A 14,075-nucleotide genomic window follows, 5' to 3' on the forward strand; every position below is an offset into this window, starting at 1 on the left:
TTGCAATCAATGGTAATCAGGCGTCTTTCTTCTGAAACACCGGTGACCTCGACATCTTGGATTCCTAAAAGTAATGTGGTAATATTGTTTTGCACTTGTTTGCCCCCCTTTATTATTTTGTGGTGATATAATTTTAGGTGATAGGGAAAACAAGTGCTATCTTTTTGCATAAAAATATCCATTGAGGAGGTTACTCCCCAACGGATATTATAGAGCCTTTTTTAAATTACGAGACCCTGTCTGTCTCTAAGTGAATGATTCGATCCGCCACGGTTAAAGAGGAGGGGCGATGGCTCACCATGAGCACCGTCTTCTTCCCCGCCGTCTCTTTCAGAGACCGCAAAATCATGGCTTCATTTAAGCTGTCCAGATTTGAGGTCGGTTCATCCAAGAGCAAAAAGGGTGCGTCGTGCAAGAAAGCCCTGGCCAGGCCCAAGCGTTGCCGTTCCCCCGATGAGAGGCGGCTGCCCATTTCACCGATTTTCGTGTCGTAGCCCTTCGGGAGGGAAAGGACAAAATCGTGGACGGCGGCGCGGCGACAGGCCGCTTCCATTTCCTCGTCAGTCGCATCCAATCGGGCCAGACGCAGATTCGTGGCAATGGTGTCGTTAAACAAATAGGTTTCCTGGGTCATAAAACCTTCCTGCGCTCTTAAGGCGGCTGTTTCGATGTGGCGAATGTCTTCGCCGCCAATCTTCACGCAACCTTCATCCACGTCCCAAAAGCGCATGAGCAAGCGAAGAATCGTGGATTTTCCGGAACCGGATTTTCCCTGCAGGGCGAGGATTTCCCCTTTCTTCACATCCAGATTCATGCCACGTAGTATGGGAGCGCGGTCGTAGGAGAAATTCACGTCATCCAGCGCGGCGCCGGTGAAGTCTACGGAACGCCCTTTCTTTACTTCCTTTACTTTCGGTTGCTCGTCTAAAATATCCAAGACGCGATTGCCGGCGGCAAAGGTAGGCTGCAGGGTGTTGCCCAATGCGGCCAGAGCGAGCACGGGGCCGTAAGAGGAAAGAATGTATGCCACCGACGCAAGAAGCATGACGGGATCTTCCGTGCCCCTCAGATAAATCATGCCTGCCACCACCATCAGGCCCAGGTGCAAGAGACTTAATACCAAGCCCGTTGTGGCCATGCCGAAAGCCGTTTCGTCTTTCAATCGACCGTTGGCCTCGATGCTTTCTCGACTTATGGTTTTTAATTTCTTTAAATAGATATCTTCGAAGCGGTACTGCAAAATTTCTCTCAGACTACGCAGGCCGTCTAAGACAAAGCCGCTTAATTGACCGCTGGCATTTCGCGCATCGAGACCAAGGTTTTTATTTCGCTTGGAAAGATACAAAGGCAGTGCCACGCCGACGACGGTGTAGCCAAAGGCGGCATAGAGCGCCAAGAGCGGCTCCGCCTTCGCGAGAAAGACCACGGAGAGAAGGGAGAAAATAAGTGCAATGGCTGCCGGAGAAATGGTGTGGGCGTAAAAGACTTCCAGCAATTCAATATCGGAGGTAATCAATGTAATGAGATTGCCTTTATCTCTCCCCTCCAGTTTCGCCGGCGCCAATTCTCGCAAGGATGCAAACACCTTGCTCCGCAAAATGGCGAGAAGTTTAAAGGCGATGTGATGATTACACAACTGCTCACCATAGCGCAAAGGACCCCGAAGAAAGCCGCAAATCAGAATGGCCGCCACCAAAGACGGGGCAATCCACCCATCGAAATAGGCCGATGCCAAACCGTAGGCCGTTAAGGCGGAAATGGCCGTTGCCGAGAAAAAGCCCAACACGCCCAGGGTAATGGCCAGTGTCATAACCGGGGCCAGGGGCTTGACCATGCCCACGAGCCGCCCCATCACTTCCAATGGTTTACGCATAGACCTCACCTCCTCGGTACTGCTCAAGCTCCGCCTGTGTCTTCCACAGATCGCCATACATGCCGCCCTTTTCCAGCAATTCCTCGTGGCGGCCTTCTTCCACCAAGTGCCCCTGATTCAGAACCAAGAGCCGCCCGGCATCTTTCACATTGGCCAGACGATGGCTGATAAATAAAACCAAGCGGGTTTCGGCCAAGGCGCGAATTTCGCCCACGATTTTTTCTTCGCTTTCCACATCGATATTCGAGGTCACTTCGTCGAAGATATAAATAGGCGTGTCGTGTAAAAGGGCCATGGCGAGGCTAAGCCGCTGGCGTTGACCGCCTGAGAGATTGCTGCCGCCACTTTGAATCATCGTATCCAACCCCGCTTCCCCGGCGAAGTACTCTTTCAGGTTCACCCGATCCAAGCTGTCCCACATGGCTTCTTCCGACGCGCGAGGATTGGCCATGGCCAATAGCTCCCGTACACTTGCGCCCATTATATAGCTTTCGGCACCTAAGTAGGTCACGTTATCCAAAAGGCTTTTTTCTTTCGTTTGGGAAAGCTCCACATGGCTAAAGGCCAGAGATCCGGTGTAGCCCTTTAACTGCTTCGACAACACGGCGGCCAAAGTGGATTTCCCCGAGCCCGATGGCCCGACAATGCCCACAAGCTGCGGTCCCTTGATGTCGAAGGACAATTGATCCAGGGCTTTTTTCTCGCCGTCGTAAGACAGACTCAAGTTCTCCGCCGTCAATTCATCGGCAGCTGCCATGGACAATGTGCCGTCCTCTTCCTCTTCCAGGGCCAGAAGGTCAAACATTCTGTCCGCCGCCGCCATGCCGTTCATGGCGATGTGGAAAAAGGAGCCCAATTGACGCATGGGCAAAAAGTAATCCGCCGATAAGAGCAAGATAAACAGGGCGTCAAAAAAGTCCAACCGCCCGGCCATACAAGCCTTTAAGCAAACGACCAAGGCGATGGCTGCGCCGCCGTAGGCAACCAGGTCCATGACGATAATGGAGTTAAGCTGCATGGTTAAAACCCGCATGGTTTGCACGCGGAAGGATTCGGCGGATTTTTCCATTTGCCTGTGGCGATAAGGATCGGTGCCGTAGATCTTTAAGGTGGTAAGGCCCTGGAGGTTTTCTAAAAACTCGTCCCCGACATCGGTGTATTCCGTCCAGTATTTGGCGAAGGTTTTTTTTGCAAAAGTCTGAATCAAGGCGATAGCCAAGGGAATCAGGGGCACGCCGATTAAAAGCACAATGGCCACGGTCCACGACATGGAACCGATGACAAAAAACAGAAAAATCGGCGCGATCATACTGTAAAAAAACTGGGGCAAATAGGCGGAAAAATAAATTTCCAATTGGTCGATGCCTTCGCCGATAATCTGTACCGCCTCCGCCGAGCGCAATCGCTCTTTGTAGTACACGCCGAAGCCCATGAGCTTTTGAAAGAGACGTGTGCGCATTTTTTCTTTCACCGAAGCAGAGGCGCCATAAGCGAGGCGCACTTCTTTTTTCGCCACGACAAAGCGCAGGAGATAAATAATCAAACTGCCGGCTACGGCAAAGGACAAGGGCTTTTGCCAAGCACTTTCCGTAAAAAACAGGCGCAAGGCGTAGACCATAAGTCCCGTCGCCAAACTATTGAGAACCAAGAGCAGGAATTTCAGCCCAACGACCTTGGCGATGGCTTTTTTCGATTCGCTGAAATAGCGGAGTAATCGCTTATCGATCAATTCTATCCTCCTTTCCTTCGGAAAATAAAAGGGCCGGCGAAGGTGCCGGCTTCCTTCTATTTTTGAATAATGACTTGGCGATTGGCTCCGTTCCAGTCCACTTTGGCACCGGAAAGTTCGCCGATGGCGCGAATGGGCACCATGGTGCGGCCGTTTTGAATCATGGCGGCTACATCGATGGCTGTTTTCTTGCCGTCTGCACGGACAATGGTCTTCGATCCGATGACCAGCTTCATGCTGCTTGCGCCTTCGCCGACGGTAACCGTGCGGGTCTTTTGATCCCAGCCTACTTTCAGGCCCAGGGCTTCGGAGATAAAGCGTACGGGCACCATGGTGCGACCGTCTTTAATAAATGCCGGGCTGTCTGTTTTGACTTCCTTGCCGTTGACCAAAATGGTAATGGCGTTTTTGTTGGCTTTCGGTGCAGCGGGAGCCTTTTTCGATTCGGCGCCTTGAATCATTTTTGCTTGAGACCAATCGAAAACCAGGCGCGCCTTTTGTTCGCCGGCACCGGGGGTGCCACCTTGCATTTGATCCATGACATCCACCCATACAGCGACGTCTACGAGATTATCTTTTCCGCTTCGCACAAAGCTGAAGCTCTTCGTGTATTCCCCTTTGCCTGCGCCTTTGACCGCTTCTTCACGGCCCGGGGCGGTAACAAAGAGATTGGTTAAATTCCCTTCTTGATTCATAAAATTCAGGGGCTTGACATACACTTTATAGGTGAACTTGCCCCCTTCTTCCTTCACTTCCGCAACGGGAGAAAGGGCTTTGTTGGCCATGGATTCTTTTTCGGCTGTGGCGTGTTTTAATGCCACGGGGACTTCATAGGTTTTGCTCGATTCGGCGCGGGCCACATTAGGTGCCAGTAAGCATACAAGGGCCAGGGCCAGGGATAAGAATTTTTTCATCGTCGTTCTCCTTATTTCATATCTTTGGTATCAATGGTGTACAACACTTGTGCGGCTTGGGCGCGGCTGAAACTTTCCTTCGGTGCAAAATTGCCGTTGCCCATGCCGTTCAAGAGACCTTGGCGGGTCATCTTCTCGACAGAATCCTTCGCCCAGGAAGAAATCTTTGTTCCGTCATGGAACTGTCCTTTCGCTGCGGAGGCGTACGCTTTTTTCTCATGGCTCAGGAATTTATCTAAGATCACGGCCATTTCTTCGCGGGTGATGGTGCGGTTCGGCTCAAATTTGCCGCCGCCTGTGCCCTGAATCATGCCGGCAGATGCGGCCCAAGCCACATAGGGGGCGTAATACGCATCGCCCTTTACATCCTTAAAGGCTGTGGATGCGCCGGAAGGCGTGATGCCTGCTTTTCTTCCGAGAATCGTGACAAATTCTGCGCGGGTGATGGCGCGGTTCGGTGCGAAGCGGCCTTCCCCTTCTCCTTTAAAGTAGCCGCGGGCCACGCTGTGGGCGATGGCATTGAGGGCCCAGTGATCGGCGCCGATATCCTTGAATTGCGTCAAAACAGCGTTGCGTTCTGTTTCACTTTTCGCCTTGAGGGCTTCTTTTTTCTTTTCTTCAGCGGACTTCTGCTCTTCTTTTTTCTTGTCTTCCGTTTTTTGCTCTTCTACCTGTTTTTCAGGCGTCTTCACTTCACCATCTATGCGGCGCGTTTCTCTGGCGCTGTTCCAGTCAAATTGCAGATAGGCATCTTGTTCCCCTTTACCGGGGCCACCTTGAATTTTGTCCATGACATCCACCCATAGGGCGATTTTTTGGGATTGCACTTTGTCATTGAGCGTAAAGGACCAGAGGCCGTCGCCGTGATAGGATGCGCGGCGTTTCCCGCCGTCGTAGTAAAAGAGATTGGTCAGGCGGCCTTCCATATTGTTCATCTTCATGGGCTTAAATTGAACATAGTAGGTGTAGCGGCCGTTGTAGACATCCACGGTGGCAGAGGAGCTCAAGGCGGAAGATGCCATGGACTTGCCGCCACCGACTTTGGTCAATGCCACAGGGAGTTCGTAGCGCAGGGTTTGACCCTTTTTCTTTTCGTCCTTCTTGTCGAGGGGATTTTCATCCTTGGGCTTGTCTTTGTTTTCATCCTTGGGGACTTCCTTTTGTTTGAGTTCGCCGTGCCAGCTGTAAATGGCCGCTTCCAGTTCCCGAACGCGCCCTTTCGTCAGCTTGTCGCCTTCAATTTCTTTCTCCGCCGTTTGCAAAAGATCCTTTAATTCCTTTTGCGATTTTTCCGTATAGGAAGAGGGATCGACTTTTTTCTTTTGATCGATCAGTGCCTTCAAATTGCCTATATCCATCTTATCGGCAGGCTTGGAGTTTCCCATAAAGAGGGCAAAGGCTTCGCCTGCTTTTTTCAGATCTTCATCTTTTTTATCCGTAGCTTTTAATAGAGCGGCATTTTCATCGAGATTCTTTTTCAGTGCTCCTTTATCGGCAAGCTTTGTATCCTTTAACTCCGAGGCAACGGTTAAAAATCCTTCGTAAACTTTTTTAGCCGTATCGTCCATGCCCTTTGTTTTTTCACCGAGGGCGAGGAGGAAGTTCAGTTCACTAACTTTTAAAGTGAGGTCTTCTTCCTTGGCCGATGCATCTTGTAAAAGGGCATCTGCTGCACTTGCGGTGGCATTGAGTGCCATTGCTACGTCACCGTCCCAGCCGTTTTTGTCCTCGCCATTGGCTTTTTTAACGGCTTCGTCCAAGGCTTTTTTCGCCTTTTCAAGGGCCGTTTCTTCCTTGGGTTTTTGTCCGGGTGTTTCCGGCTCCTGCGATGCCTCGCCTTTTATTTCCTTGTACTTCGAAATTTCGAGGAAAGCTTCCTTTTCTTTTCCCTCCATGACAGTAATGGCAAATGCCAGCTTAATCGGATTCTCAGGTTTTGAATCAAGGGTAAAGGACCAGTCATTTCCCTTTTGTTGAGTCTCAGACTTAGTTCCATCCTTGTAGTAGTAAAACTTACCAATGAATTGACTGGATTCCGGTTTTATCGAAATGGTAAATGTCCACTTACCATCCTTTTCCACAGCCGTTATTTTCTCTATATGGTCCTGAGCCATGGATTTATTACCCGGGCTGTCAGCCCTCTTTAATTTCCAGTCCAAATCATAATGCTTTTCCTTTGCCGCAGCTTGTTCTCCGTCGGCAAAAGGTTGTGCGTAAATACCTTGGGGCATTTCCGGTGCCTTGGCCAATACATTAATCGGCGCCGCTAAAAAACCGGCACTCATCATGGCCGCCATGGCCAAACTTGTCGAACGAATTTTCATCGAATACCTCCTTTTTCCAATTGTTCTGTGAAATACATTGCCGCTTCCTTCAGCTCCTCTTCCGTCGCCTCTCTGGATTTTTCCGATGCCTCTTTCATTTGCTCCCTGGCATCCTTCGGCACAAAGACGAGCAAATCGATGCGGGCGGCCAATTTTTCGTCTACTTTCCCGGGACACAAATAGGTTCCCAAGCTTTCTTTCTTGTGATCGGCGAGGCATTTCTCGAGGCCTTCCATGGCCCGCGCCCCGTGTTCGGAATCGGGCATGGCGCCCATGGTTAAAAAGAGACCTGTTTTTTTCGGCGCGCGATCCAAGATTTTCATCACCGCCTTATCGGGCAAGGCGCGATCGCACCATCCGCCGAGAAGGCCGTAGTCGTAGGCCGACAGATCCGGCTTGTCCTTCAGATCCAAAAGGGTCAAATCCCGATTTTCTTTCAGCGCGTCGTAAAGATACTCCGCCATGCGCTTTGTGTTTCCCGTCTTCGACGAGTAGGCTATAAATCCTTTCATCTAATCCTCCTTGGGTTTTACAATGGACGCGCCGCCGACCTCGATCAATTCCAGCTCCGTGCCGTAGAGTTTGCTGATGACGCGACTGTTCAGCACCTCCTTGGGATCGCCTTGGTAGACGATTTTACCGTGGTACATGCCGATGACTTCGTGGGAATAATTAATGGCCTGCATAATATCGTGGAGCACCATGACGATGGTGGTGTTGCGCTCTTCGTTGATTTTTTTCACCAAACGCAATATTTCCAGCTGATACTTAATGTCCAAATAAGTGGTGGGCTCGTCCAGCAAAAGAATATCGGAGCATTGGGCCAAAGCCATGGCGATAAACACCCGCTGCTTTTGCCCGCCGGAGAGGGTTCTGATTTCTCTCTGCCCCAATTCCGTGATGCCGGTCATTTCCATGGCCCGTTCGATTTCTTCCATGTCCTCTGCGGAATATTTCTGCAGGGGTTTTAAGTAGGGATTTCTGCCGTAGGAAACGTAGTCTTTCACCTTTAAATCGCCGATGATGCGATTTTGTTGATGGACGATGCCAAGCTCGCGGGCATAGTCTTTCGGCGGATAGGAGAAAATATCTTTTCCGTGCAAAAGCACCCGGCCGCGGCTCGGCTTCATTTGGCGGCTCAGTATTTTCAATAGCGTGGATTTTCCCGAGCCGTTGGCCCCCATTAAGGTGGTAATGGCGCCGGGTGTCACTTTTAAATTGAGCTTGTTTAAAATCAAATGGCCCTTGGTATAGGCGTAGCTTAGGTTTTTAATCTCCATAGTTTTCGCCTCCCAGTTTCAACAATGCGATAAAGAAGGGCCCGCCGAAGACAGCCATGATCACCGCCGCCGGTATTTCGTAGGGATAGGCCGCGATGCGCCCCACCGTGTCCGACAGAAGCAAGACCAAACTGCCCAGGAGCATATTAAAGGGCAAGAGGTATTTGTGATCGCCGCCGACGAGAACCCGGCCGATGTGGGGCACGATCAGGCCCAAAAAGCCGATGACGCCCGCTACCGCCGTGGTGACGGAGGCTAAAATAATGGCGATTAACGCCACGATAAAGCGATCGCGATCCACGCGTACGCCCAGGGCGCGAGCGGTTTTGTCTTCCAGACTCAATAAATTCAACGAGCGGATGGTAAACAGCGCCGCCACTAAAAAGATAATGACGTAAAGGCAGAGAATGTGCACATCGCTCCAAGTTTTTTGCGCCACATTGCCTTCGATAATGGCCTGGGTGGCGCTTAAATTTCGCCCCATAACGGATTTAATGCCTTCGCCGATGCCGATAAAAGTCATGTTCAAGGCCACGCCCACGAGAATTAATCGCGTGGGCCGCACGCCGCCGTCCCATGCCAGGGTGTAGATCAAAAAGTAGGCGAAAAGACCGCCGGCGATGGAGAACAGAGGCGAGAAGCCCAAAAGGGCAGGCGACAGGGCCAGCACCATGGAGTTTACGAAGTTTGCCGCTGCAGAAATGCCGATGATCCCGGGATCCGTTAAGGGATTTTTCATCACCGCCTGCAAAAGGGTGCCCGATGTGGCCAGGGCCGCACCGGCTAAAATGGCGATAAAGACCCGCGGGAAGCGCAAATCGTAAATCCGCGCCACATCTCCGTCATAGGAGAAGAATAGACCGCGCAAAATTTGTCCCACGCCTAATTTTAATGAGCCCTCCGTCAGGGAGAAGAAAAAGACCACGACCAGGAGGACGGCGACGGCGGCGAAGGAAATCCATCGCCTGCGTACTTTTTGTTTTAATTCGTCAGTTCCCTTGTCCATAAAACACCTTTTCTAAATCTCCCAGTGCCTCTTTGTAGGAAAAATTGGCACTCATACCAAATATCTTCGTATTAAGGTCATACACTTTATTTTCTTTTACGGCTCGGAAATGTTTCCAGACGTCGTTGTTTTTAAATTCATCTTGAAACATTTGATGCACCTTGTCGGGCATGGCGTGTGCCGTTCTGAGAATAATGTCCGGATCTTTTTCCAGCATATCTTCCGTATTGACCGTTAAAAATTGCTGATCGTCATCGGGGTAGACATTCTCTCCCCCGGCCAGCTTCACTAAACTGCCTGCATAAGACTTGTCCGTCGCCACCACATAGGACCCGGGAAGGCCCATGAGAATCAACACTTTGGGCGCGGGCCCCTTGTTTCGCGATTTAAAGTCCTTCATGAACTCCTCGTAATCTTTTACGAGGGCCGCCGCTTCTTTCTCCCGATTTAAAAGACGGCCCATGTCCTCGATGGAGCGATACATCCCCGGCACATTGGATAAATTCAAAAAACCGAAGTGAATGCCCGCCGCCTTATACTTCGGCAAGAGGTCGGGCATAAGGCTCGCCGGAGAAAAGACGTAGTCCGGGTTCATGGATGCTATTTTTTCCATATCCGGATTCATGGCCATGCCGATGGTGGGCAAGTTGGCGTATCGCGCCGGCGGCGATTCCAATTGCGATTCCGCAATGGCGACGAGATCCACATCCAGCTTGTCCATGATGTCGGCACAAGCCGCCGATGTAGTGATGATGCGGGCGTGGTCGCCGTCGATGCGCTTTTCAGGTTTCGCCTTTTGATTGACACAGCCTGCCAGGAAAAAGAGAGCGAGGGCGACACTAAAAATCTTCAAAACTGAAGTCTTCATCGTCATCTTCCTCTCTTAATTCATTGAGCAGGCGCTTTTTCTGTGCCAAAACATAGAACAGGCCGCCGGCCGCCAGGGCGCCGCAAGTCACAAAGACCAAAATCGCCATCATGGATGCAAAAACAATCCGCGTCGCAGGCCCCCAAGGGGCTTTTTTCTTTGGCGTCTCGGTTTTGTCGCCTTTGGCAGCTTCGCCATTTTCAAGGGATTGTATCTCCGGCGAATCTTCCGTTAAAAGACCGTGTTCGTAACCGATGTCGCTTTCCGTATCGCCAAGGCCCGACGCGCCGCCGTGGGTGAGGGCATCTTTATCGGCACTCCCTCCTTCTTGGGGCGGACTCTTCGGCGAAGAAGCGGGGGTTTTTGATGCCGAAGCCGCCGGTGCCGCTGCGTCCACTTTTGTCTTGGCGGGCGCTCCGCTTTTCGCCGGTGCCGCTTTTTGAGGCGCCTGCTTTGGCGCCGCCGCGCCTTGGGACAAAACGAAATCCGTATTGCCCGGCGTCATGTTTCCCATGTCGCCGTAAAAAATTACTTCGCGGCCCATTGCGTCGATAAACAGACTCAGGCGAATCACGCATTCCTTCGCCGGCAGTTGAAAGCGAAAATCTTTCCATTCGCCGCCGCCTTGTGGCGAATCGTAGGATACATTGCTAAAGCCGCTTGCGCCGCGTTTTTCCGCGGCGATGCTTACTTTCGACACATTGTCCATCATGTGCAGGCGAATGGTTAACATCCGCTTGCCGCCCACTTCCTCGTAAAGGGCCTGGGGATCCAACACGCCTTCCGCCATGCCTTGGCCGATGCCTTCATTCTTTCCCGAATCTTCAATGGCCCCGGTGATCGGGTGGCGATAGGAAGCGTGCATGTCCACAATGGAAGGGCCTTCGGCAAAACTGATGTTAGGCACCAGAAGAAAGATCGCCAAAAGAAGAGACAATAGCTTTTTCATTGCGCTTCCCTCTCCCTTTCCGCTTCATAGATCACTTCGTCCATATACATGCGGTAATACTTTCTCGTCATGTACGCGCCGCCGCCTAATGCGGCGAAGATAACCGTCAAACAAAAAATAATCAGACCCGGCCTCTCTTTCTCTTGTAATTCTTCTTCGTTCACGGGCGCCTTGGGGATGGATTCCCGGTCCGCGATCCCCGTGCCTTCGTCATAGCTGCCTTCTTCGAAAGACGGCGCCTCCCCGTCCGCCGGCGTATCGTCAGGCGTCGACGGACTCACATTGGTGGGCTCACTCGTCGATGTTGTAGGCGATGAAGCGTTCAATGTTACAGGCTTCGTCCCCTGACTTTTCGGCGTCTTCACGGCCTTCACCTTCGCAGGCGGTTTAATCTTTAAGCCGCCGTTTGCGACGGGCTTTGCCGCGGTTTTCGCAGTTTTAATAAAGAAGGTGCCCAAGCTTTTTGTTTCAAAGTGAATGCTTCCCTCTTTTATTTTTGAGGTCAGTTTCTCTCCTTTTTCGTCGTAAATCTCCGCCACGGTACCTTGGAAGGGAATGGCTACCGCCACGGGCTTTTGCGGCGAAAGATTTGTTCCCAAGGCTTGTACCGATCCCTTGTAATCTTTCGGAATCCTTTCAATGGGCCTTCGACAAGAAAGGTTGTAAGCCTTTGTGCCCGCAGGAAGATTGAGCTTCCCGAGAGCGGTTTGAAGATCCCGCCCCACAAGACCGTTGGCGTAAAATTCAAATGCTTCGCCAAAGCCTCCTGCCGGCACGGAGAGCACCACGCCTTTGTCTGCATAGCTGTGGGCCTCTGTAAAAGACGGTGCCTTCGGCCCCACCTCCGCCCGATGGGCCAAGGTGTGCTCGTCGGCCTGGATTTTTTTTACGCTTTGAAAATCCAATTTCAAGCGGGCATTTAAAGGCTCGTCACCCATCGGCGCCACTTTCGGATCCACCTTCAGGCGAATCGTGTCTTTTTTCACATCCAGAGGCATGGCAAAGATACTCGGACGCGGCAATGGCTCTTTCTCCGGTTGCAGATCGTAGCAAAGAGGTCGTGCCGCGGAAAATCCGTCGTCGGTTTCGTAAAACACGCGGCTGAGTGATGCCTGTATATTCGAAACTTTCAAGGCCTTCGTCCCTAAAAACAAGGTTCCTTTGCCGTCTTTTACTAAAAGCTCCGCCTTGGGATCCAGAGCGCCGTTGCCCATGGACGGCTTGTCTTCCGTTTCGTGCCACAAAGCAACATCGAGGGAGTAGAGGCCGTCCTCTACATCTAAAGGCGACGACGTGGCTCCGGGCACATCAGAAGGCGGCGTTTTTTTCGCCGCAGGCTCCGCCTTTTCGCTGCCCTTATTTGGCCAGTCGACTTTTAAGCGGGCTTCCTGTTCGCCGAAGCCCATTTCTCCCATAACCGGCACGTAAAACTTCAAGTCGTAGATGGCGCGATTGGGATCCACGGAAAAGGTGACGCTCTTCGGATAAAGCTTGCCCTTCACCCGCGGGTCGCTGCCCTTTTTCGGGTCGTTGTAGCTATCGTAATCCTTGTAATAGTCCACCACCTGAACGCCACGACCATCTACGGTGACTTCGCCTAAATAGCCGCGGGCGCCCATAAAGTCTAAGGGCAAAAATTCCAAGGTGAGCAGGCGTTCATTGCCCTTTTCAATCCATTTCGCCTCCGGCTTTAATGCCTTTTGCGCCATGGAAGGGGCGTTTTCTGTTTTCTTTAACAGCATCACTTTCGCTGTGCCACCGCCCGCCCATGCGCCGCCGGGAATAAGTAAAACGGCGAGGACAAGCAGAAGTATGAATTTATATCGTTTCATGTCCCCATCCTTTGTGATCCTATTCCTCTGCAGTTGCCTCAGCTTGCGTGGGTATGCGCTTCAGGAAAATATAGTAGTGGAGCGCCAGTACGAAGACGATGGCCATGCGGGCGTGTTTCACGGGAATCACGAAAAAGCAAATGGCCAGAAGCAAAGTAATGAGTGCGAGCACTTTATACTTTTTCTCTTTCGTCATGCCCTTGCCTTCCAACAGGGGCGCCACATTGTTTTGATACAGAGGCAATTGGGTGAGCCATGTGTGAAATTTTTCCGAGCCCCGCGCAAAACATGCCGCCGCCAAAATCAGAAAGGGCGTGGTAGGCAGCACCGGCAAATACACGCCGATGAGGCCGATTCCCGTAAAGAGAAAGCCCAGAATCATAAATACTATTTTCAACTATCCGCTCCTTTAACTAACACTGTGCAAGATTTAAAACCAAAAGATAATTCGCCTCGGCCCGGTGGCCGGAAAAGTTCACCGCCGCATGGGAGCGGAACCAGGTGTAAGACAACAGGACGCCGCCACCTAAATAGGTCCACTCGCCGAAAACATCCAGAGGGATTTCCACTTGCCGATCCTTAAAGGGAATGGCATGGCTTTCGCCGTCTTTTTGGTAAACCAACTCTTTCACCGCACCGTGTTTCATATGCCCTTTGTGTTCTTTTTTCAGAGAACGGGTGGCAAACACCACATGGGGCGATGCGTCGATGACCAGATCCGCCTTGTGTTCAAAGACCTTGTTGGCCATGGAAGGGCGAATCGCCGCTTCATTTTCGTCGATGTGTTGTTGGAAAATAGTGAGATACACAGGATAAGTCTTCTTTTCCAAAATGTGAAGAAGAAATTCCCCGGGCACCTTCTGCCCCGGCTCCGGCAAATGTTCGAATAACTTCGATTTTTGCAACAGGAAGCAGGCGATGCAATCCTCTCCCTTGCCGATAAGCTGCGAGGAGAAGCTCGTGGCCCGATCTTCTTCAAGGCCGAAAATGCCTTGCATGGTTAGGGCAAGCAATTGCTTTTCCCGCTCCAATTTATCTTTAATCAACATGCCGATTTCGGTGACGTAGTAATCATTTTTTTGTTTGTATAAAATCCCGGCCTTAACCATTCGGTCCAGCATTTTCTTTGCATTGGGCCGAGAACACGCAAAGATTTGACTTAAGTCGATAATCGTGCGACTCGGGTGCTCTTCGGTAAAGCACAGTAGATATTTTTGTTGTTGTTCTGTTAAATGTAAATCCGTCATAGCGTCATCCTTCCAATGAAATTATTGATACGCTTTATCATTGCATACACATT

Annotated in this window: 12 protein-coding genes; all 12 read right to left on the minus strand. The window is 51.2% G+C overall.

The features are described from left to right. Positions 1-226 precede the first annotated feature (226 nt). Genes cydC through KO087_RS04145 form a run of 12 tightly spaced genes read right to left on the minus strand, consistent with a single transcriptional unit; the run spans position 227 to position 14,022 of the window. Entirely contained in the window at positions 227-1,873 is a 1,647-nt protein-coding gene (gene cydC, locus KO087_RS04090) for a thiol reductant ABC exporter subunit CydC (protein ID WP_215508007.1), read from the minus strand. After that, positions 1,866-3,602: an ABC transporter ATP-binding protein/permease gene (locus KO087_RS04095; protein ID WP_215508010.1), complete on the minus strand. Its 1,737-nt coding sequence runs from the start codon at positions 3,600-3,602 to the stop codon at positions 1,866-1,868. The genes cydC and KO087_RS04095 overlap by 8 nt, the downstream gene beginning before the upstream one ends. Before the next feature lie 56 nt (positions 3,603-3,658). Further along, on the minus strand, positions 3,659-4,516 hold the full coding sequence (locus KO087_RS04100) for a stalk domain-containing protein (RefSeq protein ID WP_215508011.1): 858 nt from the start codon (positions 4,514-4,516) through the stop codon (positions 3,659-3,661). Between the two features lie 11 nt (positions 4,517-4,527). After that, complete coding sequence (locus KO087_RS04105) at positions 4,528-6,840, minus strand: S-layer homology domain-containing protein (RefSeq protein WP_215508012.1); 2,313 nt, start codon at positions 6,838-6,840, stop codon at positions 4,528-4,530. After that, positions 6,837-7,352, minus strand: a complete 516-nt coding sequence (locus KO087_RS04110; RefSeq protein WP_215508013.1) for a flavodoxin family protein — start codon at positions 7,350-7,352, stop codon at positions 6,837-6,839. Before KO087_RS04110 ends, KO087_RS04105 begins: the two co-directional genes overlap by 4 nt. Further along, on the minus strand, positions 7,353-8,120 hold the full coding sequence (locus tag KO087_RS04115) for an ABC transporter ATP-binding protein (protein WP_215508016.1): 768 nt from the start codon (positions 8,118-8,120) through the stop codon (positions 7,353-7,355). Beyond that, positions 8,110-9,126, minus strand: coding sequence for a FecCD family ABC transporter permease (locus KO087_RS04120; protein ID WP_215508019.1), 1,017 nt, complete (start codon positions 9,124-9,126; stop codon positions 8,110-8,112). The genes KO087_RS04115 and KO087_RS04120 overlap by 11 nt, the downstream gene beginning before the upstream one ends. Next, positions 9,110-9,994, minus strand: coding sequence for a heme ABC transporter substrate-binding protein IsdE (gene isdE, locus KO087_RS04125; RefSeq protein WP_215508020.1), 885 nt, complete (start codon positions 9,992-9,994; stop codon positions 9,110-9,112). The genes KO087_RS04120 and isdE overlap by 17 nt, the downstream gene beginning before the upstream one ends. Then, the gene (locus KO087_RS04130) at positions 9,966-10,943 is read right to left on the minus strand and encodes a heme-binding Shp domain-containing protein (RefSeq protein ID WP_215508021.1); all 978 of its coding nucleotides are present in this window, start codon (positions 10,941-10,943) and stop codon (positions 9,966-9,968) included. The genes isdE and KO087_RS04130 overlap by 29 nt, the downstream gene beginning before the upstream one ends. After that, positions 10,940-12,775, minus strand: coding sequence for an NEAT domain-containing protein (locus KO087_RS04135; RefSeq protein WP_215508023.1), 1,836 nt, complete (start codon positions 12,773-12,775; stop codon positions 10,940-10,942). The genes KO087_RS04130 and KO087_RS04135 overlap by 4 nt, the downstream gene beginning before the upstream one ends. 19 nt (positions 12,776-12,794) lie before the next feature. Further along, positions 12,795-13,172, minus strand: coding sequence for a YbaN family protein (locus KO087_RS04140; protein ID WP_215508025.1), 378 nt, complete (start codon positions 13,170-13,172; stop codon positions 12,795-12,797). A 16-nt stretch (positions 13,173-13,188) separates the two neighbouring features. Beyond that, on the minus strand, positions 13,189-14,022 hold the full coding sequence (locus KO087_RS04145; protein WP_215508026.1) for a helix-turn-helix domain-containing protein: 834 nt from the start codon (positions 14,020-14,022) through the stop codon (positions 13,189-13,191). Between the last annotated feature and the right edge of the window lie 53 nt (positions 14,023-14,075).

It is taken from the genome of Peptoniphilus rachelemmaiella, from assembly GCF_943169845.1.
GTDB lineage: Bacteria > Bacillota > Clostridia > Tissierellales > Peptoniphilaceae > Aedoeadaptatus > Aedoeadaptatus rachelemmaiella.